16 protein-coding genes are annotated in these 21,896 nt (G+C 46.6%); 8 read left to right on the forward strand and 8 right to left on the reverse strand.

Annotated elements, in window-relative coordinates; genetic code table 11:
- Positions 1-811 precede the first annotated feature (811 nt).
- The 7 genes from CUS_RS15550 (at position 812) to CUS_RS15580 (ending at position 9,682) form a co-directional block, all read left to right on the forward strand.
- Positions 812-2,128 (forward strand): AAA family ATPase, encoded by a 1,317-nt coding sequence (locus CUS_RS15550; RefSeq protein ID WP_037277706.1) that lies wholly within the window; start codon positions 812-814, stop codon positions 2,126-2,128.
- Complete coding sequence (locus CUS_RS15555; protein WP_002852543.1) at positions 2,121-2,774, forward strand: RloB domain-containing protein; 654 nt, start codon at positions 2,121-2,123, stop codon at positions 2,772-2,774. The genes CUS_RS15550 and CUS_RS15555 overlap by 8 nt, the downstream gene beginning before the upstream one ends.
- 216 nt (positions 2,775-2,990) lie before the next feature.
- Positions 2,991-3,206: a hypothetical protein gene (locus CUS_RS15560; RefSeq protein WP_002852562.1), complete on the forward strand. Its 216-nt coding sequence runs from the start codon at positions 2,991-2,993 to the stop codon at positions 3,204-3,206.
- Complete coding sequence (locus tag CUS_RS15565; RefSeq protein ID WP_100084607.1) at positions 3,206-4,987, forward strand: recombinase family protein; 1,782 nt, start codon at positions 3,206-3,208, stop codon at positions 4,985-4,987. The genes CUS_RS15560 and CUS_RS15565 overlap by 1 nt, the downstream gene beginning before the upstream one ends.
- 538 nt (positions 4,988-5,525) lie before the next feature.
- Positions 5,526-5,981 carry a MarR family winged helix-turn-helix transcriptional regulator gene (locus CUS_RS15570; protein ID WP_002852469.1) on the forward strand — a complete coding sequence of 152 codons (456 nt, stop codon included), beginning with the start codon at positions 5,526-5,528 and terminating at the stop codon, positions 5,979-5,981.
- Positions 5,978-7,759: an ABC transporter ATP-binding protein gene (locus CUS_RS15575; RefSeq protein WP_002852568.1), complete on the forward strand. Its 1,782-nt coding sequence runs from the start codon at positions 5,978-5,980 to the stop codon at positions 7,757-7,759. The genes CUS_RS15570 and CUS_RS15575 overlap by 4 nt, the downstream gene beginning before the upstream one ends.
- Positions 7,760-9,682, forward strand: a complete 1,923-nt coding sequence (locus tag CUS_RS15580; RefSeq protein WP_002852573.1) for an ABC transporter ATP-binding protein — start codon at positions 7,760-7,762, stop codon at positions 9,680-9,682.
- 445 nt (positions 9,683-10,127) lie between these two features.
- Here the strand turns inward: CUS_RS15580 and CUS_RS15585 are convergent, their stop codons facing one another.
- The 7 genes from CUS_RS15585 to CUS_RS15615 form a co-directional block, all read right to left on the reverse strand.
- The gene (locus CUS_RS15585) at positions 10,128-11,501 is read right to left on the reverse strand and encodes a serpin family protein (protein WP_002852473.1); all 1,374 of its coding nucleotides are present in this window, start codon (positions 11,499-11,501) and stop codon (positions 10,128-10,130) included.
- Between the two features lie 74 nt (positions 11,502-11,575).
- The gene (locus tag CUS_RS15590; RefSeq protein WP_002852561.1) at positions 11,576-11,812 is read right to left on the reverse strand and encodes a hypothetical protein; all 237 of its coding nucleotides are present in this window, start codon (positions 11,810-11,812) and stop codon (positions 11,576-11,578) included.
- Positions 11,813-12,026: 214 nt separating this feature from the next.
- Positions 12,027-12,899 (reverse strand): alpha/beta fold hydrolase, encoded by an 873-nt coding sequence (locus CUS_RS15595; RefSeq protein ID WP_002852418.1) that lies wholly within the window; start codon positions 12,897-12,899, stop codon positions 12,027-12,029.
- A gap of 110 nt (positions 12,900-13,009) precedes the next feature.
- On the reverse strand, positions 13,010-15,583 hold the full coding sequence (polA, locus tag CUS_RS15600) for a DNA polymerase I (protein ID WP_002852498.1): 2,574 nt from the start codon (positions 15,581-15,583) through the stop codon (positions 13,010-13,012).
- 183 nt (positions 15,584-15,766) lie between these two features.
- Positions 15,767-16,783: a phosphate acetyltransferase gene (pta, locus tag CUS_RS15605; RefSeq protein WP_002852560.1), complete on the reverse strand. Its 1,017-nt coding sequence runs from the start codon at positions 16,781-16,783 to the stop codon at positions 15,767-15,769.
- 130 nt (positions 16,784-16,913) lie between these two features.
- On the reverse strand, positions 16,914-18,413 hold the full coding sequence (locus tag CUS_RS15610; protein WP_002852523.1) for a PH domain-containing protein: 1,500 nt from the start codon (positions 18,411-18,413) through the stop codon (positions 16,914-16,916).
- On the reverse strand, positions 18,410-18,883 hold the full coding sequence (locus tag CUS_RS15615) for a PH domain-containing protein (RefSeq protein ID WP_002852553.1): 474 nt from the start codon (positions 18,881-18,883) through the stop codon (positions 18,410-18,412). The genes CUS_RS15610 and CUS_RS15615 overlap by 4 nt, the downstream gene beginning before the upstream one ends.
- 290 nt (positions 18,884-19,173) lie before the next feature.
- On the opposite strand from CUS_RS15615, the gene CUS_RS15620 reads away from it, so the two are divergent.
- Complete coding sequence (locus CUS_RS15620) at positions 19,174-20,622, forward strand: YdcF family protein (protein WP_157769544.1); 1,449 nt, start codon at positions 19,174-19,176, stop codon at positions 20,620-20,622.
- Positions 20,623-20,680: 58 nt separating this feature from the next.
- Here the strand turns inward: CUS_RS15620 and CUS_RS15625 are convergent, their stop codons facing one another.
- Positions 20,681-21,709: a zinc ribbon domain-containing protein gene (locus CUS_RS15625; RefSeq protein ID WP_002852544.1), complete on the reverse strand. Its 1,029-nt coding sequence runs from the start codon at positions 21,707-21,709 to the stop codon at positions 20,681-20,683.
- Positions 21,710-21,896: the final 187 nt, after the last annotated feature.

Below are 21,896 nucleotides of genomic sequence, written 5' to 3' on the forward strand. Positions count from 1 at the left end.
AGTGACAATAGATGAAGATCAATCAAGGACAGGAATTGCTTTTTCCTGTCCTTTTTTCGTTCTTGTTAAAGGAAGAATGGTGGCTGTCACCAGAACTTCCAGCACATTGTTTATCAGGTTTCTGTATTACAATGTGCAGAGCTTGCTGGGTGTGATTTTTGACCTTGTAGGCATCATATTTTTTCTGACTGATTGTTCCATTTTTTTGCTCTTGTTTACTCAGGGGTATGGGGAAGTTTCCCTCAGCAAGCATCGTGTATTGTTTGCACAGTTCTTGTGTACACAATACACCGAGCTTGCTGGGTGTGAATCTGAGCTTTAATTATTGTTTTCTTCCGAGCTGTTTAGCTCGGTTTATCTTTCCTTTTTGTTGTTCGGGGTCCAAGGGGTGGAAACCACTTGCAAGCTATGTATCGCAGCATTCAATTTTCCAAAATTGTAATGCGGGGATACCGAGCTTGCTGGAATAGAATCGCCACTCCGTTGGCGAGGTTACTTTTGAGCTGTATGCTCTGTGAATATTTGCATAATATAGTTGATATTCTTGATTTAGTTGCATTTCCAAATGCAGACCTTTTTCAACATTGGATTTTAATAAGAAATAGGACGTATTTTTAGTTCATAGATATTCATAATTATTTGAGGTAATGAGTATGAATATCGATCGTTTTCACGCAAAAAATATCATATAATGAATCAGAACGTAAAATAGTAATGTGATTTTGCGAAAATCATGCAAAATCATATTGACTTTTAAGCCGATATATGATATACTAATATCAAGGGATTTTGCAAAATGGAGGGCGAATTTATGCTTTTAGAATTCAAAACGAAAAATTACAAATCATTTGTAGATGAAATGAGCTTTATTATGTCTCCTGCACCAAAGCAGAAAGGGCTGGATTACAGTGTTCAGACCACAAAGATCGGAGCAAAAAATTACAAGTCTCTTTGTTCTGCGGTCGTGTACGGTCCGAATGCTTCCGGAAAGACCAACATCATTGGTGCAATGGATACAATGAAGTCGATCATTATGCGTGGAAATATACGCAATGCAGATGTGCCAATGTCGATGAATGCAGCTTCTTCATTACTGGAACTTATTCCAAACTGTGATTCAAATTCTGCTCCTGTAGAATTCTCTATCAGGTTTATTGAGAACGATATGCTTATCGACTATTCAATGATCGTTGATCTCGGTGGTTTTCTTGAAAAGGATCACCCAAGAAAAATTCTTGAGGAAAAACTTGCTGTAAATGAAAAGCCGGTTTTTATCAGAAACGATAAACTCGAAGTATCTATCCCCTCCTGCATCAAGCCTTATCTGAATTCAAATATCAAGAGCGTTAGTCAGCAGCTGAAGGACATCTCCGTAAACAGCCTCAGCGATGATGAGCTTTTCCTTAACAACGGCTTCAAAAACATATTTGCAAAACAGCTCGTTGCACTTATCCTTGGTTGGTTTGAAAAGAAGTTTGTGGTAATAATCCGTTCCGATGCGATAAAGATCATGAAGAAATTCTCAGACACAAGCGAGAATACAATTTATGTTGAGAAAACGCTCACTGATGCTTCAAAGATATTTGGTATCAACTCTAATGCGCTCGGATACAAGACAGTTGCCGAGGGCGACGATGCTGTTCTGTGCTCAATTTTCAAAGACAAAAAAGCAATTATCCCTGCTGAACAGTTTGAGTCATACGGCACGGTAAGATTTATAAATGAGTTTCCGCTGGTGATAAATGTTCTGAAAAATGGCGGTACACTTGTTATGGACGAATTCGATGCTTCCATACACCCAATGGCTCTGATGAACATCATCAATATTTTCCATAATGATGAGATCAATATCAACAAAGCACAGATAATCTTCAATACCCATAATCCGATATTCCTTGATGCTTCTTTGTTCAGACGTGATGAGATCAAATTTGTTGAGCGAGATGACGATACCAATCACAGTGTTCATTATGCACTCTCAGACTTCAAGACTGCTGACGGTATCCGCAAGGGCGAGGATTATATGAATAATTATTTTGTAAACAGATATGGTGCTATCAAAGAAGTCGATTTCTCTGATTTTATCGAGCAGATGATAAAAGGTAAAGAGGTGGCGGCAGATGACTGAGAGAAAGGAAACAAGACAGTACACCTTAACCGTTGAGGGCGAGACTGAGAAAATGTATTTTGAATGGCTTCAGAAAGAAATAAACACTTCTGAAAATGCAAGATACAAGGTAAAGATCAACGCAAGTATTCAGCAGTTCCCACTCTCGTATATCAAAAAGCTAAACACTAAGTCTACGCCTTCTGTGGTTCACATCTGTGATGTTGAGGGTAAATCAGCTGAGGATATTGAGAAGTTTCATAACGTGCTTTCACAGTTAAAGGAAGCCAAAGAGCAGAAACACGTAGAATATAGACTTGGATATACAAACCTGACTTTTGAACTTTGGATGATACTGCATAAAAAAGAATGCAACTCTCCTTTTTCAGACAGATCACAATATCTTGCACCGATCAATTCTGCATATAACGAAAAGTTCAATTCCTTGAAAAGCTATAAAGAAGAACGCAATTTTAAACGGTGTCTCTCAAAGCTTAGTCTATCTGATGTAAAAGATGCTGTCAGGAGAGCAGAGAAGATCACCCGAAATAATAAAGAGATAGGAAATCCTCAGAAAAGTTATAAGGGCTTTAGGTATTATCAGGATAACCCCTCACTATCAATTTGGAAGATAGTTGAAGAGATACTTACAGAGTGCATACAATAGCATATCACATAGCAGTCCTCTCGGGGACTGCTTTTTCATTTTTCCAGTGCAAATTACACCGGGGAAAACTGAAATTCATTCCAAAGTTCGTGCGCATTGAATCTGGACTTTTAATATCGTTGCGCGCTATAATATTATCAGCCGATGGAGTCCGGCAGAAAAACATAAATATAAAAAGATAGAAAGCAGGGGAAGTACCTGCTATGGAGGGACAAAATGACATCTGAGAAAAATAAAAAGAATGTCACACAGAATGCGACCAAACAGGAGATCGGGGCGGCCCTGAAGCTGATCGGTCTGCTGTACGAACAGGGTGAGATACCCAAACACGTTTACCGCAACATTTGCAATGAGTATTACGGCAAAGGCCTTGACAAGGTTGCAGATGCGCGCTATACTATACCAAACGCAGAAGATAAGGAGGCGGTATGATGTACGGATATAATGCTGTTGCTATGCCGAAGAACGTTGTCATCTACGCAAGAGTTTCCACTGAGCACGAGGCTCAGCTTTCGGCTCTGGAGAACCAGCTGGACTGGTACAAGCCGTTGCTTGAACAGCACCCCGAATGGACATTCGTCCGCAGTTATGTTGACGAGGGTATCACGGGAACGTCGGCAAAGAAACGTCCGCAGTTCATGCAGATGCTCAGTGATGCAAAGAACGGCGACTTCAATCTGATACTGACCCGTGAGGTATCACGTTTCGCACGAAACACGGTGGACACTCTGCAATACACCCGTGACCTGAAAAGGTGGGGTGTGGAGGTGTTCTTCATCAACGATAACATCAGGACATTTGACGGTGACGGCGAGCTTCGTCTAACCATAATGGCGACCCTTGCACAGGACGAGAGCCGAAAGACTTCTATCCGAGTGAAAAGCGGTCAGCAGACATCTATGGAGAACGGCGTGTATTACGGAAACGGAAATATCCTCGGGTACAACAGGGTCGGCAAAGAACTTGTTATTGATCCCGAGCAGGCTAAGACGGTGCGGAAGATATACGACTGGTATCTGGATGGTATGGGTGTAAGGCAGATACAGTTCGAGCTTGAAAAAGAGGGTGTGCTTACCGCTATGGGCAAGACCAGGTGGTACGAATCAAACATCAGCAAGATACTCAAAAACCCGTTCTACGCTGGTATACTGGAGTACCACAAGCAGTTCACTCCCGACTTTCTTGAACAGAAGAAGATCAACAATTTCGGTGAGATAGATCGTCTGCGAGTTGATGGCAGACACGAACCTATCGTTACACTGGAGGAATTCAACAGGGTGCAAGAGATAATGGAAAGCAAGAGAATGAAAAATCCTGCCAACAAGACAGGACGCAAGGAAAAGGGCAAGAAGCCTGTTTCGGATGTATGGTGCAGGCTTCTGGTATGCTCCTGCGGATGCACATTCAACCGCAAGGTATGGCACACCACATCAAAGGGTACGCAGTACGGGTATATGTGCTACTCGCAGATACGCAACGGAACTATCAGGACAAGGCTGAAAAAGGGACTGCCCACTGACGGTATCTGCACCTCACAGATGATACCCGGCTGGAAGTTACAGTTCATGGCGAAGAACCTGTTCCGTGAGTTTCTGAGGAACACCAACAGGATACTTGACATCGCCGAGGAGATGCTTGAAAAACATATCGACGATGAAGAGGTCACTGAGGATAATACTGAGATTATCGCACAGAAAAAGGCAGAGCTTGACAAACTGGAAAAGCGTTTGAACAAACTGATCTCCATGAGGGCTGACGATGAGATCACAAAAGAGCAGTTCATGAACATGAAGTCGGAAGTCGACACGCAGATAGCATCTTTGCAGGAGCAGATATGCGAGCTTTCGCCCATGGAGAAAGTCACAGAGACAAGTGATGTTCCCGACTACAACGAGCGTATAACTCTGCTGAGATATGCTCTTGAACGGTACACGAATTTTGACTCCGATGAGGATATTCCTGAGGCAGTTATCGAAGCATTTGTTGAAAAAATAGTGGTGAATGAGAACTCCTTCGATTGGTATCTGCACTTCTCGGGCGATGACAAAACTCCGAAAACGTGCAATGTGGAGGGTGACAAAAAAGCCCATAAAATCGAGCTTTTCGGGGTATCCTATGCGCCTGCGTTGGTGGAGGGCTGCTCAGGCTGCTATCGCAGACAAGAAGTAACTCATCACAACTATCTAAAAATCGGCAATTTTACACTGTTTTAGTGCGATGCGGAGATGTACTTCAAAGCTAAGTCCGAGAAGCGTGAATTCCATAATTGGCGTGACATCCGTGTAAACGTGTATGTCTGAGCCGATAGAATAGTTAATAATAAGGCTCTCACAGTTTCGGCTGTGAGAGCTTTTTTGTGGCTTGAAATATGGGCGTTTTACGTAAAAAACGTGTTTTAATTTAAACTCCAATTTAATTGTATAACGATCCTAAACCTGCGTTTTGTAGAAATAACTTTATTGCATCACTTGTATGATGATCTTTGCATTTTCCAAAAATTCTTGTAAATATTTTTGGGGTAGATTTTCCCTTTACTGTGCCAATATGATATCGCAACTACAAAAACATTTTATTTCCAAGATGTTGGCAGAATTGTCAGTATAACTAAAGCGGGAAGTAAATTTCTGACAAGTCATGCGCAAAGCATATGAAAATAGTTTATTCATAAAATATCGCTTTACATTTAAAAATTATAGGAGTATACTATATAAGTACTATTTAGCAAGCTAACTATAAGGAGGCGAACATTTAGTGAGAAAGTCAAAACAAGCCGATGTCATAAGGGCATCAAAATATGCACACCAGAAGATCGGGTGCATAATAAACTCGCGGCTTGCCCATAATGACATAACTGCCGCGCAGAGCCATGTGCTGATGACGATAATCTATCACCCTGCACCTGTTTACCCCTCTGACATACAGCGGTGTATGCACATTTCAGCGGCAACTGTGTCGGGTCTGCTGAAAAAGCTGAGGGCTAAAGGCTACCTGACTATGGAGGGCTGTGACACCGATGAACGCAGGCGCGGTCTGATAGTCACCGAAAAGGCGCTCTCACACAAAGCTGAGATAGAAAGCTGTATGAGCAGCATCGAAGATCAGGCTTTTCAGGGCTTTACGGACGAAGAACTTGACACGCTCCACGTTCTGCTTAACCGTATGGCTGAAAATCTGAATAGTGCAGAAAAGGAGGAAACTGAGGAATGAGAAAGATCCTTTCCCAGATAAAGCAGTACAGGACAGACACTATTCTTACTCCGATATACGCCATGCTGGAGGTCATTATGGAGGTACTGCTGCCCTATATAATGGCGAAAATAATCGACTTGGGCATTGAAAAGAACGATATGAAAGCGGTGGGGCTGTACGGCGGCGCGATGGTGATCGCGGCTATGGTCAGCCTGTTTGCGGGCATCATGTCGGGCGTACACGGCGCTAGGGCTTCAACGGGCTTTGCCTGCAACCTGAGAGAAGAGATATACCGCAGGATACAGACATTCTCTTTCGGCAATATCGACAAGTTCTCGACGGCGGGTCTGGTAACGCGAATGACCACTGATGTCACCAATATACAGAACTCTTTCCAGATGTGCATACGCATCGCGGTGCGCGCGCCTTTCATGCTGATAAGCAGTATGGTGATGAGTTTTGTGGTAAGCCCGCGTATGAGCAGCATGTTCCTTGTGGCACTTCTGGTGCTGGCTGTAGCGCTGGGGCTGGTGGTAAGGTTTGCCATGAAGACTTTCAGCGAAGCATTCCACAAATACGATGAACTAAATGCAAGCGTACAGGAAAACGTATCGGCTATAAGAGTGGTAAAAGCGTATGTGCGTGAGGACTACGAAAAGCAGAAGTTCCGCAAGGCATCGGGCAACCTGTACAACATGTTCGTCAAGGCGGAAAGCATTGTGGCGCTCAACAACCCTGTAATGATGCTTGTCAGCTACTCGGCAATAATCGCCATAAGCTGGCTGGGCGCACACATGATAGTCGGCGGCACACTCACCACAGGTGAACTGACAAGCCTTTTCTCCTACATTTTCAGCGCGTTCATCTCGCTGATGATGCTGTCGTTCATATTTGTAATGATATCCATGTCAACTGCAAGTATCAAGCGTATCAGCGAAGTGCTGGACGAAAAGCCCGAACTTGCTGACAAGCCGAATGCAGTCAGGGAGATGAAAGACGGTTCTATCGACTTTGAGGGTGTGGATTTCGCATATTTCAAGGGCGAGAACAAAGATGTTCTGCATAATATCGACCTGCACATAAAGTCTGGCGAAACGATAGGCATTATCGGTTCGACGGGCAGCGGCAAGACTTCGCTGGTCAACCTGATAAGCAGGCTTTATGATGTAACAAATGGCTGTGTCAAGGTGGGCGGCGTAGATGTTCGCGACTATGACATGGAATTTTTGAGAGATAACGTATCTGTCGTTTTGCAGAAGAATGTGCTGTTTTCGGGCAGTATCCTCGACAATCTGCGCTGGGGCGACCCGAATGCCACCGAAGAAGAGTGCATAGAAGCATGCAGGGCGGCGTGCGCTGATGAATTCATCGAGAGAATGCCCGATAAGTACAACACCCACATCGAGCGCGGCGGCGCTAACGTTTCGGGCGGTCAGAAACAAAGGCTCTGTATCGCGCGTGCGCTGATGAAGCGCCCGAAAGTGCTGATACTCGATGATTCGACAAGTGCGGTGGATACCGCTACAGACGCAAAGATAAAGCAGGCTTTCGCAGAGAAGATACCGGGCACTACAAAGCTGATAATCGCACAGAGGATATCAAGCGTTGAGAAAGCCGACCGCATACTGGTGCTTGAAGACGGCAGGATAACAGGCATCGGCACACATGAAGAACTGCTGAAAAACAACGAAACTTACGCTGATATCTACAACTCACAGGTCGGCGGCGGCGGAGATTTCGACCGTCCCGAAAATGCTGAGGGAAAAGCTGTCAGCTTAGGAAAGGAGGGAGTGTAAATGCCTCGTATGGACAGAACAGCACCCCGCCCAAAGATGGATAAGGACACTTTCAAAGTGCTGGGGCGCGTGCTTAAATTCATGTTCAAGGATTACAAGATACATTTCGCGATAGTGGTGGTATGTATCATAATCCAGGCGATAACCACACTGGTGGGCATGATGTTCATTCAATCACTGCTTGATGATTACGTAACACCGATGCTGACAGCGAAAAAAGCTGAAGGGGCAGCTTTCATTCCCGATTACAAACCGCTGGCGATGGCACTGGTAAAGCTGGCTGTCATCTATGTGCTGGGTCTTTCATCGGCTTACGCATACAACCGGATAATGGTAAACGTTGGACAGGGTACACTGCGCAATTTCAGAAATGCGCTGTTCGACAACATGGAAAGTCTGCCGATAAAGTATTTTGACACCCACGCACACGGCGATATAATGTCGGTGTACACCAACGATGTCGATACTCTGCGCCAGTTCATCGCACAGAGCATACCTCAGCTGATAAACTCCACCGTTACGCTGGTGGTCACGCTTGTCTCGATGATAGCGCTCAGCGGTTTCCTGACACTGCTCTCTATATTCATGGCGGCGGTTATGATGTTCGTGACTGCGAAGATATCGGGCAGTTCGGGCAAGTATTTTGCGGCACAGCAGAAGGATCTCGGTGAGGTCAACGGCTTTATCGAAGAGATGCTGGACGGTCAGAAGGTAGTCAAGGTGTTCTGTCATGAGGAAAAGGCGCAGGCTGATTTCAAGGAACTCAATGACAGACTGCGCGACAGCGCCAACAACGCAAACAAATTCGCGAACATACTGATGCCCATAAACGGCAATATCGGCAATATCAGCTATGTGCTGTGCGCTTTGCTGGGCGCAGTGCTGATGATAAACAATGTCGGCGGCATAACTATGGGCAAGCTGACGGCTTTCCTGACGCTGAACAAGAATTTCACCATGCCAATAACCCAGATAAGCCAGCAGATGACATTCATCATAATGGCGACTGCGGGCGCGGGCAGAGTTATGGACTTGCTTGACCAGAAACCCGAAACTGATGAGGGCTATGTGGAATTCGTAAACGCTAAGATAGACCTGAACGGCGAACTGAAAGAGTGTGAAGAACGCACAGGCACATGGGCATGGAAACACCCTCACAAGGAGGACGGCACTGTTACCTATACCCGCATGAAAGGCGAGATAGTCTTTGACGGCGTGGATTTCGGGTATAACGATGACAAGATAGTTCTGCACGATGTCAAGCTGTTCGCAAAACCTGGTCAGAAGATAGCGTTTGTCGGTTCGACGGGTGCGGGCAAGACCACCATCACCAACCTAATAAACCGTTTCTACGACATACAGGACGGCAAGATAAGGTATGACGGCATAAACATCACCAAAATAAAGAAGCCTGCGCTGAGAAAAACGCTGGGCATAGTTTTGCAGGATACCCACCTTTTCACGGGAACTGTCATGGATAACATACGCTACGGAAATCTCAACGCCACCGATGAAGAATGCAGGGCGGCGGCTAAGCTGGCGAACGCTTCGGGCTTTATTGAAAAGCTGGAACACGGCTACGACACGGTGCTTACAGGCGACGGCGGCAATCTCAGTCAGGGTCAGCGTCAGCTTCTTGCCATAGCAAGGGCGGCAGTTGCAGACCCTCCTGTGCTGATACTCGATGAGGCGACTTCCTCCATAGATACCCGCACCGAAAAGCTGGTACAGGCAGGCATGGACGCACTTATGCACGGCAGAACGACCTTCGTCATCGCACACAGGCTGTCTACTGTAAAGAATTCCGACTGCATAATGGTACTTGAACAGGGCAGGATAATCGAGCGCGGCACGCACGATGAACTTATAGACAAAAAGGGCAAGTACTTCCAGCTGTACACGGGCAGCTTTGCTAATTCATAATTCATAATTCATAATGCTTAATTATTGACAAACATTATAGCTTTGTTGTTCTGTCAGAAGAATGTATGATGATAAAATATTACCCGCAGGAATTGTTTTTCCTGCGGGTATTTTCTTATATGACTATCCCTTTAGCACACCAACTAAAAATGCGGTAAACAAAAGGATAATTGAGCGCCCCATATCTTTCCCCCGCCTGCGGCGGGGGAAAGATATACGCCAAGAACCTTAAGTTCTGTATAGCCGCTGTTTTTGTGGTGTGTCAGCGGGATAACCACATTCATAATTCATAATGCTTAATTATTGACATGGACACAAGTTTGGCTGTTTTTGTCGGAAGAATGTAAGAAAATACCCGCAGGGAAAAAATTCCTGCGGGTATTATTTTTATCATATATTCTTACGGTAGAAAAACAAAGCGACAATGCCTGTCAACAATTATGAATTATGAATTCTTAATTGTATTTACCCCTCCGATGAAGATGGGACTGCCGTTTTCGAGGTCAACTATAGCGAAAGCAAAGGGGCGGTTCAGATAGACATACTTTGGTTCTTCTATCTCTATGGCGGCTTCAGTGATCATTTCAACGGCGGTGGCGGCGGCGGCTTTGGTGCCCTCGCGGTCTAACTCGATGTGGGTCTTGTGGAGAACACGGTTTATCTCAAGGTTGCCGTCAGCACAATCTGCCATGCCCGAAAAATCACCGCCCTCAAAGGGAAGCACCATGCCCATAGACTGCAATTCTTCGCTGAGTTCGTTGTCGTAGTCAAAGGTAAATTCGGGTATGCAGACATTTACATCTCCGCCTGCATCTGATGTGAATTTTCTGAGTTTTTCGCCGTCAAGAGAAGCGGCAAAGTCTGCGAGGTCTGTGCCCTCTTCGGGCAGGAGTGCCATAAAGCCGTATTCATACCCCATATATGGCTTGATGAAGCCTGTCACGCCGTCCTCCGCGATATAGTAGCCCTCTTCCGAGTACAGCATATCGACTCTTTCTTCTTCACCCTTTGAGTTGGTGAATTTATCATCGGCTTGTATCTGATAATCATTATAAGGTTTAGCCCACTTGCCCTCAAATGCGATGGCGTTTATAAGATATACCATAGCATCATCGGGTATCTGGTCGATTATCGAGGGTATCATCTGCTTGGTCTGTTCGTTGACCCAGTTGTTTATGTCGGCAACGGTAGAGGTATCAAATGGTGCGAGGAAACTTTCAGCGCCGTAGAAGTCACGCGCCTTGTTGCAGAAATCCTCAGACATTTTGATGCGTTCGGCATCATCGCGCACCCATACGGAATTTGCCACATTGAAGCTGACATCTTCCGCATTGTTGAAACGTGCCATGCGGTACTGCATAGCGGTGTTCAGCTTGTCGATGGGTGTGCCGCCGAGAGCTTCTTCCATCTGGGTGAGGGTTTCGCCCTTAGCACCGTTGGCAGTCATGCCCAGCGCCATCATAACGCTTTCGGGAGATATCATGGCGTTCTTGCCCTCGCGCAGGTCATCATCGCAGGTCTTGATGAAAAGTTCGGCGGCGTAATTATTGTAAGCCTCATAGAACTCATCATCAGGTTTTGTATCAGGTTCAGCCACAACTGTTTTTGAACTGCCGCCGGTAACATCTTCATCATCGGGAGTTGACTCATCGGGGGCAGGTTCATCGGGGGTGAGTACCGTTTCGGCGGTAGTGGTGGTCGTCTTGCTGTTGCCGTTGTTTTCAGCGGGACTTTCCTTGACCTCACCGCAGGCTGTCAGTGCAAGCATCATTCCTGCCACTGCCGCACATACTATCTTCTTTAAATTTGTGTTCTTCATATTCTTTTCCTCCTGTTTTACTCATTTTTGTGTTGTTCTACATAAGTTTCTGTTTTTCCGCAGATGTTGTCTGTCTATTGTGTTATGGGCTGAAACTGCACGTTTTCGTATACTTCTTTGCCGAATATGTACAGCCTTGTACCGACGGTAAAGCCCATCTTATCGTCTTTTTCTGTGATAGCATGGGGCTTTTCGACCATATACAGCGCCGCTTTGTATCTGACTGTTCCGCCGTCTTTAAGTTGTATGGGGAAAGGTATCATCAGCACCGCCAATAAGACTGCCGCTGAAATAATTATCTGTTTGCGCATACGGTCACACCCCCTCGTTTGTGTTGTCTGATATATATACGTATGGTGAGTGGGATTTTTATGGTGTGATATTCCACAAAGTTCGGGTGCTGAATTCGTGAATATTAAACAAAAAAACGTTTGCGTACCTCAGAAAGATACCCATATATAAGTTTTGCACCTGAGTATAAAAAAGCACTCAGGTGCATTGTATTGATCCAGATCAGGATTTCAATTATACATTTATCTTTTGCAAAAATGTCTTGAATATTTCAACGATCTGGTCAGGTATCTTAGTATACATCATGTGGTCTTCATTTATTAAGTGTATCTCTGCATGGCAATGATCCGCATAGTCCTTTGCAGCCTGCTGCCACGAAAGTGCCTTTATCGGTGTTTTCATATTGCTTACGATAAAACATGACGGACAAGACAAATAGCCTGTACTATTCGCTTTTTCGGCATTTGCTTCTGCCAATAAAGACTCTTCAAATACCGCTTCACTTGTTATATTTTTATAGTATACTTCCTCATATGTGTGCTTTTCCTCTTCTGAAAGTTCATTACTGTTTAACAGTCCTGAGGCATTTACCGTTCTGTTCCTTAGCAGTTTATCTAATAAACCACGCTTTGAAATTTTTTGCATAAGTATCCTTGATCTTTCGATCATGGCTTTTTTCTTTTCATAGGGAATTTCTTTTGCCTGCGCTTCCATCATGTTTGGAAATCCCATATCAAGGCCAAGTACTGCTTTAATTTCTTCAGGGTAAGTATTTGCCCACCAGATCGCTTCAAATCCTGAATATGAATGTGGCGCAAGAACATAGGGCGGTTCAATATGCAGGGTCCTTAACGCAGTTCTGCTTTCTTCAACAAGGTTTTCGACAGTTCTTTCTGTTGTAGCTTTACCACTTAATCCGTAGCCAGCCTTTTCTACCACTGCGATACGGAACTTATCAGTCATTCTTTTATAAACAGGCTTATATTCGAGTGTTGGGCAGCCAACTCCTGAACCTGCCATAAAAATGATCGTGATATTGCCACTGCCTTTGGTATATACATTTATATCCGTATTTCCGATTTTTACAATAGTTCCATATTTTTTCATACTATCACCACTATATTCCGATCTCTTTAATCCTTTATAGCATGTGCAGGCAAAATCTCAATAAAAAGCCACAGAGCTTCTATATCAGCCTGCACACATTAGTCTGCATTTTATTCTTTTGCCAGATACCAGCTTTCGCCCTCGCCTACCGAAACTTCCATCGGCACTGTGAAGTTTACCGCTTTTTCCATCTCTTCCTTTAAGATAGCTTTCGCTTTTTCCTTGTCATCGGGTGTGACTTCGATGATGAGTTCATCGTGTACCTGCAATATCAGCCTTGCGTCCAGCTTTTCGGCTTTAAGGCGTTTATAGACTTTCACCATCGCCATTTTGATTATGTCAGCCGCCGCGCCCTGTATCGGTGCATTCATCGCGGCGCGCTTGCCGAATGCCTGCATGACTTTATTTGTTGCCGCCAGTTCGGGGATATATCTGCGTCTGCCGAAAATGGTAGTAACATAGCCGTTCTTTATTCCGTCCTCAACGGTCTTGTCCATAAACTCGGAAACTTTCGGGAAGTTGTCAAGGTAGTTCTTGATGTACTGCTTGGCTTCCTTCACCGAAACACCGATGTCTTTCGACAGTGAGAATGCCCCGATGCCGTAGATTATGCCGAAGTTTACCGCTTTTGCCGCAGAACGCATCTCGGGCAGTACTGCATCGGCGGGTATGCCGAACACCTGCGAGGCGGTCATGGTGTGTATGTCAGTGCCGTCAGCAAAAGTTTTGCGCATGTTCTCATCGCCGCAGACTTCTGCCAGCACGCGCAGTTCTATCTGACTGTAATCGGCATCGAGGAAAGTATAGCCGTCCCCTGCCACGAAGAATTTGCGCATGTTTCTGCCTATCTCTTTGCGGACGGGTATGTTCTGCATGTTGGGTTCGGTGGAACTTATCCTGCCTGTGCGCGTTTCCGTCTGCTTGAAAACACTACGCACACGCCCGTCAGCCTCGACCTCTTTCAGCAGGCTGTCAACGTAGGTGGAGTTCAGCTTTGTCAGCGTGCGGTATTCAAGCACCAGCCCGACTATGGGGTGTTTGTCCGCCAGTTCTTCAAGAACTTCTGCGTTGGTGGAATAACCTGATTTCGTTTTCTTTTTCGCGGGCAGACCCAGTTTTTCAAACAGCACCTCACCCAGCTGTTTTGGCGATGCTATGTTGAACTCGCCGCCTGCAAGGTCATATATCTGAGAGGTCAGCGCTTCGATGTCCTTTTTAAGCCCCTTGCCGAACTCGCGTATGCCGTCGGTATCGGCGCGTACACCATAGTGTTCCATAGATGCCAGCACTTCACAGAGGGGCATCTCGACCTCGTTGAATAGTTTCAGCATCTCGGTCTGTTCAAGGCGGAGTTTCAGGTTCTCAGCCAGCGGCATTATGGTGCAGATGTCGGCAAATTCGCCCATATCACTGCGGTATGCCACCTTGTAGGTTAGGCTGAGGTTCTCGGTGGTGTACTCGCCCGCCTGTGAATTCAGCAGATAGCCCGCAAGGTCACAGCAGAAAGTCAGACCATTCAGATGTGTGCCGTTGTCAAAGGCGAATTTGTGCGCCTGTTTGCCCTCGAATGCGGTCTTTTCACAGCCGCTCTCGAAAAATCTCAGCGCTATGCCCTCGAAATCCCAGTCACCCGAAGCTATGACATAAGCCTTGTCAGCAAAGAACACCTGCAATTTAGCGCCGTCAAAGATGAATGCGGCTTTTGTGCCCTCAGTCATCTGTGAGATGGCATCATCGTTCAGCGGCAGACCTGTTTCGTATTTGGGCAGGTCTTTCAGTTTAAGGGCAGTTTCCTCAGCGGACTTCTGCGGCGTTTCGCTGTTTGTGCCTGTCAGTTTGAGCCTTTCAAGCAGTCTTAGCATCTCAAGGTCAACGAGGAGTTCTTTTGCCTTATCAGAATCGGGTGTACCCAGCTTATAGAACGCTGTATCGCGTTCAACGGGTGCTTCAAGGCATATCTCAGCAAGAAAACGGCTGTCTATCGCGTCCTGATGACCCGCTTCCAGCTTGGCGCGGTTGCCCTTGGTTATGGTAAAGCTGTCAAGGTCGGCATAGAGTGCCTCAACACTGCCCGCCTGCTGTATGAGGTTGAGCGCAGTCTTCTCACCGATGCCCTTAACACCCGAAATATTGTCGGAGGTATCGCCCATCAGCGCCTTGACCTCTATCATCTGTCGTGGGGTAACGCCGTATTCCTCCATTATGCGGGCGGGGGTGTATATCTTGGTTTCTTTAGTGCCTGCCAGCCTTACCGTGACTTTATCCGACACCAGCTGAAAGCTGTCGCGGTCACCCGTGAGGATAAAGCATTCGTTGCCGCTGTCAGCCGCCGCCTTTGAGAGTGTGCCGAGAATGTCGTCGGCTTCATAGCCCTCGCACTCCACCGTCTTTATGCCGAGAAGCCCTAAAAGCTGTTTTATCAGCGGCATCTGCTGTGCAAGTTCATCGGGCATGCCCTTGCGGTTAGCCTTGTAAGCGGCACTCGCCTTATGGCGGAAAGTGGGGGCGCGCAGATCGAACGCCACAGCCACGCAGTCGGGCTGTACTTCTTCCAGTTCTTTCATGTAGATATTCATAAATCCCGTAATGGCGTTGGTGGGTATGCCTTTTGAGTTTGTAAGCAAACGTATGCCGTAAAATGCGCGGTTCATGATGCTGTTGCCGTCAATGCAGAGTAATCTCATCGGTGTAACCTCCTGTGATGCAGAAATCATTCTTAAAAGTATTATACCACATATTGCCGTTTCATGCAACAATTTAGTGTACAAAAAAAGGTGGGAGCAAGCTCCCACCCTCGAATTTTATGCACAATATGTCAGCACAGAGAACGACTGTCCATGCCAATAATTATGAATTATGAATTAAATTTAAGCCATGCCTGCGGTGATGATAGCCATCTTGTAGACTTCATCAGCGTTGCATCCTCTGGAAAGGTCGTTGATAGGCGCATTCAGACCCTGGAGTATAGGACCGTAAGCCTCATAGCCGCCCAATCTCTGTGCGATCTTGTAGCCGATGTTTCCTGCCTCGATCAGAGGGAAGATGAATGTGTTAGCCTGACCTGCTACCTTGCTGTCAGGGCACTTGGTCTTTGCAACTTCTGCGGAAACTGCCGCATCGAACTGGAACTCGCCGTCGATAACAAGCTCAGGATCGAGTTTTCTTGCTTCGATAACTGCATCGTGGCTCAGCTGAACCGTGCCGCCCTTGCCCGAACCGTAGGTGGAGAAGCTAAGTACAGCTACCTTAGGGTCGATGCCGAAGAAATCAGCAGTTCTTGCAGTTTCAACAGCTACCTCAGCCAGCTGTCTTGCAGCGGACAGAACAACGTTGCCGTCCTTGTCAAGTCTGTCAGTGTAACCCAGATTGATAGCGCAGTCGCCCATAGCTATCTTTTCTTCCTTGCCGTCCTTCTCACGGAAGAGTATGAAGGAAGAACTTACCAGATTAGAGCCCTTCTTGGTCTTGATTATCTGGAGTGCAGGTCTTACAGTATCAGCGGTGGAATATGTAGCGCCGCCCAGCAGAGCGTCAGCCTTGCCTGCCTTAACGAGCATAGTGCCGAAGTAGTTGGACTTTGCAAGAGCAGCCCTTACTTCTTCCTCAGTCATCTTGCCCTTTCTCAGTTCTACCATCTGTGCTACAAGAGCGTCCATTTCAGGATAAGTAGCGGGGTCGAGTATCTCAGCACCGTCAATATTGAAATTGCCTGCGGCAGCAGCAGCCTTTACCTCGTCAACGTTACCGCAGAGGATAACGCCCATCAGACCCTCTTTCAGCAGTCTGTCAGCTGCGGTGAGTATACGTGCATCGCTGCCCTCAGTGAAAACGATGGTCTTCTTTTCAGCCTTAAGATTAGCTATCAGCTTATCGAACATTCCCATAATTTTAAATCTCCATGAGAAAAATATTTTACCCATCTATTATAGCACACTTCTTATGAAATTTCAAGGTCATTTTGAAATGGTTATCTTTTTTGCACATAAACATAACTTTTTAATTCGTGGTGGGATATCACTCTTCATCATACAGTCCCGTCTTCGCCATCGCATTTATCAGCCGCTCATAATTCAAGCCTTTTACGAGGTGGCAGCTGGAACGTTCTGCCGATGTGTACACCGAAAGGTTGCAGGTGCCGTTCATTCTCTGGAACGGATTGCGGGATATTTTTATCTTGCTTATGCGGTCGAGTCTGACAGCAGTACGGTGGAAACGGTAGAATTTGCAGTATGAAAGTACACAGTGCCCGCCGCCGAAGCCTGCTGCCGTGTTGAAAGCCGCATTTGTCTTGACCAGCACCAGCCACACCAGCGGTATCATGGAGATGACCGAAAGATTTGTAAGTGCGCTTTTCCAGTCGGGTATGGTCTTTACCACCATCTCAAACTGCGGTATCACCTCACAAAGGACTTTATACAGCACACCCGGCAGCAGACAGACCAACATCGGCAGCATCACAAAGCGCCGCAGGTCAGCCCAGCCTGTCCTGACATCGTACTCGACTTTCGGCACACCCGGCAAAAGTTGTTTTACAGAGTTTTCCGCCATAGCCGTTGTGGTTATGGGCACCAGCGCAGATAGTTCAAGGTGTCGCTTGCCGTAGCCTGTACAGTTTACCTGAACAGAGCATATCCCAAACAGCTTCATGAACATCGACTGCTGATAGTCGATGAAGTTTATCCTGTCGCGTACTATGACATGGCGGCGCTTTGTGCCTTTTCCGCTGCTTATCATCAGCAGGTCGGCGCAGCGGGTACAGCTGAACCCCCAGTGGCGCAGCAGGTTCGACAAAAAAGACACCAGCCAGCTGCCTGCCACCACCAGCGCGGCGACTATCAGATATTTCGGTATATGGACTGTCAGCTTTTCAAGTTCGGTGTTTACCCTTGCGAGAAATTGTTCTTCTATCTCGCGTCCGACTATGCGGTAAGCCTGATAGATGAAAGTAAGTGTCAGCAGCATGCCCGAAAGGGTCGATGAAAACAGCAGCGAGAAAATGAAAAGGCTCTTTTTGCGGGAAGTGTAGATATATTTAGGCTTGCTCCTGCACTTTGCCGTTGCCAGTTCATATATGCGGAAAGCCTGCTTCTGGCTGATATCCAGCCTGATGTCAGTATTTTGTATGCTTCTTGCATCGGTGTCGATATAGACGGTACACGCGCCGAGAAGTCTGAAAATATAGCCCTGACAAAGCGACATTGAAGACATCTCGCTGAAATAGACCTGTGTTTTCTCTATTCCGAAATAGCCTGTATGTGAGATGATGCTGTCCTCTTCTATTTCAAAGTAGACGAACACCCACCTCAGTATACCGTAGCCTATCATCACCGACAGCGAGAGGATATCGACCCAGTTGGTCTTTACCCAGTTCTGGAAATCAAAACGTGTAGCTATGAGATATTTCGCCAGCGGTATCAGCAGCAGCCAGATATAGCGGGCGATATACATTATTATCTTGACAGGGTGCTGCCGCCGCTTGAAAAAGCCGCTGATGCCCTTGTATTCGTCTGTCATTCTATTCTCCTGCTTCTGATGGAATTGTTGACCAGTTCGGCTATCTCTTCTGCATCGCGTCGGCTGAGGAATGGTATCACCAGCCGCGCCCCCAGTGCATTGAGTATAATGAAGTTCATGCCTGTCAGCCTGCCCAGCGGCAGCAGTATAGAAGTCACCGACCTGACGGCAGATGTCAGCATGAACTGTTTTGAGGTCACGATAAGACCGCCCTTAGCGGTTATCTCTTTGTTTGTAACGGTGTACTGCGCCTTGTGGAAATAAAAAGGCAGCACCAGTACCGCGAACAGTGCCGCTATGACCCACAGGGGCAGCAGCACGTAATAATCGGCAAAGCCGTGAAAATTCGGCACATACTTATCTATCAGCGCCAGCACAAGATTAAGTGCAAATCTTATAAGCAGCAGAATGGCAGCCAGCAGCACATATATCAGCAGCAGCGGCTTTTTTGACAGCTTATATATTTTCATATCCTTTTCTCCTTAAGGTCGTTTACTATAAAATGCTATGTACATCATAGGAAAGTTATACATTATCAGTATAACACATTTTACTGTTGTTTACAAGTATCGGAGCGATCTTGAACAGATATGTAAAAAGATGGCGACGCAACAAATATCTTATATGGTAATCCCACTGTAAAATTTTAACACATGAAAAATATCGCGGCGCAGAGGATATGCGGAGTTTGACAATTCGGGGCATCTTTGGTATAATGGGGATAACTTCAAAAAGATATGCAGGGGTGAGCAATAAAAATATGAAAGACCATACCAACAACAAACAACAGCGAAAACTCGGCATCGCCATGCTGGTCATCACTATATTGTTCATAGTTTCAATGTTCGCGGGGACGATGGTCAGTATGGGGGAACTGGATATATACCTGCCCGATGGCATCAGCGCTGAGGGTTTCGTTCCCGAAAACGGCATCGTAGAAATTTCTGCCGACACGTACAACAGCAGGCACATGATCGTCCATGCAAAAGGGCGCGGCAAGGAGTACCTGATAAATCAGAAGGCTGAGGAATGTCAGCCGAGTTTTGAGTATGTTAAAGTACTTCGCGGCGGCATGATAGTCAACGAGGCAAACGGCAACTATTCGGGCTATAAGAGCTCGGTAGTGATGACGGCAGTATACGTGCTTATGATGGAGATACTGCTGGCAGTGTCTTTTGTGATACGGTGCAAAAACGACCTGTTTTCCTACACCACCATATATTTCGGGGGCGCTGTGCTGTTTATGGCGGGCGTGGCTGTCAGTCTGGCGGTCGTGACGCTAAAAATGATGTCAGACCCGATCACCTACACGATGGCGTATTTTTACAGTCAGATAAAGGGCGCGGGCAGCACGTTCATGCTTTTCAGTCTGCCGCTGCTGCTGGTGTTCTCGCTGGCACTGCCGATAAGCAATATATCGCTGATACGCCGCGAGGGTCTTAACTTTGTCAACGTGCTCGGGTTCATACTCAGCGGTCTGATATTACTCAGCTATCTGGTGGAGATATTCTATGTGGGCAGGAACATTTCGGGCAGTGAAACTTATGTGCGCATCACAGGCGCGATAGACAGCACACTCACCACCTGTTTTGCTTATCTTGAAGACATGCTGATATCAGCGATGCTTTGTGGCATAATATCTGTGAAGAGGAAAGTCGCTTTCGACAAGACCCATGTGATGATACTGGGCTGTGCCATCTCAGATGACGGCACTCCTCTGCCGCTGCTGGCAGGGCGCGTTGACAGAGCGATAGAGTTCGCAAATGCGCAGAAAGCCGCCACAGGCAAGGGCATCAAATTCGTGCCTTCGGGCGGACAGGGGAGCGACGAAGTCATATCGGAAGCTGAGTCGATGCGCCGCTACCTTATCTCAAAGGGCATAAGCGATGATGACATTATAGCTGAGGACAAGTCTGCCAACACCGAAGAAAACATGCGTTTCTCGCTGGAAAAGATACGGGCAGACTGCGAAGAGCCGAAGATAGTTTTCTCGACCTCCAACTACCATGTGCTGAGAAGCGGGATAATCTCGAAGAACGAGGGTCTTGATGCTGACGGCGTGGGCAGTAAAACGCGCTGGTACTTCTGGCCGAACGCCGCAGTGCGTGAATTTGTGGGGCTGCTGGTCAGCAAGAAAAAGGAACACGCTTTCTGGGCAGTGTTCTTCATAGTGCTGTTTGCGGTGATAAACATGATAATGCCGATGTAACGGCAGTTTCACCCCAAAAAAACTGCCGCATTTTTTACATGCGGCAGTTTTTGTTAACTTATTGCAGGGGGTTATCCGAGAACCTGAATGTCTTGTACTTGATGGTGTCGCCCAATTTCAGCGACGACCACTCGTCCTGAGAGTATTCTATCTTTTTCTCTTCGCCCTTTTTATCCTTTATTATAGCGTAGTACTTCTGAGTCCTCGCGCCCTCGCGCCTGTCGCCCAGCTGAGGTGACGGCACATTGTCGGGAAGCCCCGTTTCGCCCCAGAACGGTTTCTGGTCTTTTCCGCTCGTGGGCACTGAGGATATCTCTACCCATTTATCTATATCGTAATAATATTTCGTCTTGTACACGGGAACTTGCCGATATACCGGTTCTTTGTAAGTTTCGTTCTCGTAGACCGTCTTGTAGCGCGGCACTTTTTTCTCTTCAAACTGACCGTTGCCCAAGTCCTTGTGTTTGGTTTCGTAACCGTCCTGCACCTTTTTGGCGACTTTTCTGGTCTTTGTTTCGTAGTGGTCAAGCACCTGATTGTAGTGGTGGATCTCTTCCTTGCTGTAATGCAGGTTCGCATTTGATGGGAGTGTCCAGTCGCTTTCATCGACATTTTTGTACTCTTCAACTGCTATACTGCGCTCCCACTCAAACCCCGCAACAGCCGCCGTCCTTGTTATGGGCATGAACAGCCATACTATAAAAGCTATCAGCGCCAGCACTATACCGAGCTTTTTCAGCCTTTTCACCGCTTTGCCCGTTTTTTTCTTCTTTGGCGGGACAGGCGGCGCTGCGGCTTCGGGCGGCAGTGCGCTGAAATAATCTCTGTGCGCCTCTTCACGCGGCGAACCGCAGTTGCGGCAGAACTCGTCACGCGCATCATTCTGCGAGTCGCAGTATTCGCATATCCAGTTTGCCTGAGTATTTTTCTGACTTTCCTCAACGTACTCGCGCACATCGTTTTTCAGATAGAACTTAGTTCCGGGCAGAACGGGTGCGCCGCAGTTCGGACAGCTTTTGTTATCACCGCGTATACCTTTTGTATCGCAGTAGGGGCAGTCCCAGTAGCCCCATACATGGTCAGACATTATATCACCTCTCTGAAAAATAACATATATTGCCTTTAGAAGTATAGCATATGAGCGCGGAAATGTCAATGTTCAAACGAACATCGCCCCGCCGCAGTAACGCGCTTACAGACGAATTTTCACTAAACCTGCCATGATATGCCGCAAGTAAAAAACTGCACCCCGCGCAGGAGTGCAGTTTTTTCTT

The sequence above is a fragment of the Hominimerdicola alba 8 genome, assembly GCF_000178155.2.
GTDB lineage: Bacteria > Bacillota > Clostridia > Oscillospirales > Ruminococcaceae > Hominimerdicola > Hominimerdicola alba_C.

Coding starts and splice junctions, on each gene's coding strand:
- CUS_RS15610 (WP_002852523.1), bottom strand. CDS start 18,413: ATGACAGACGAATACAAGGGCATCAGCGGCTTTTTCAAGCGGCGGCAG.
- CUS_RS15580 (WP_002852573.1), top strand. CDS start 7,760: ATGCCTCGTATGGACAGAACAGCACCCCGCCCAAAGATGGATAAGGAC.
- CUS_RS15595 (WP_002852418.1), bottom strand. CDS start 12,899: ATGAAAAAATATGGAACTATTGTAAAAATCGGAAATACGGATATAAAT.
- CUS_RS15550 (WP_037277706.1), top strand. CDS start 812: ATGCTTTTAGAATTCAAAACGAAAAATTACAAATCATTTGTAGATGAA.
- CUS_RS15620 (WP_157769544.1), top strand. CDS start 19,174: ATGAAAGACCATACCAACAACAAACAACAGCGAAAACTCGGCATCGCC.
- CUS_RS15565 (WP_100084607.1), top strand. CDS start 3,206: ATGTACGGATATAATGCTGTTGCTATGCCGAAGAACGTTGTCATCTAC.
- CUS_RS15560 (WP_002852562.1), top strand. CDS start 2,991: ATGACATCTGAGAAAAATAAAAAGAATGTCACACAGAATGCGACCAAA.
- pta (WP_002852560.1), bottom strand. CDS start 16,783: ATGGGAATGTTCGATAAGCTGATAGCTAATCTTAAGGCTGAAAAGAAG.
- CUS_RS15590 (WP_002852561.1), bottom strand. CDS start 11,812: ATGCGCAAACAGATAATTATTTCAGCGGCAGTCTTATTGGCGGTGCTG.
- CUS_RS15555 (WP_002852543.1), top strand. CDS start 2,121: ATGACTGAGAGAAAGGAAACAAGACAGTACACCTTAACCGTTGAGGGC.
- CUS_RS15585 (WP_002852473.1), bottom strand. CDS start 11,501: ATGAAGAACACAAATTTAAAGAAGATAGTATGTGCGGCAGTGGCAGGA.
- CUS_RS15625 (WP_002852544.1), bottom strand. CDS start 21,709: ATGTCTGACCATGTATGGGGCTACTGGGACTGCCCCTACTGCGATACA.
- polA (WP_002852498.1), bottom strand. CDS start 15,583: ATGAGATTACTCTGCATTGACGGCAACAGCATCATGAACCGCGCATTT.
- CUS_RS15575 (WP_002852568.1), top strand. CDS start 5,978: ATGAGAAAGATCCTTTCCCAGATAAAGCAGTACAGGACAGACACTATT.
- CUS_RS15615 (WP_002852553.1), bottom strand. CDS start 18,883: ATGAAAATATATAAGCTGTCAAAAAAGCCGCTGCTGCTGATATATGTG.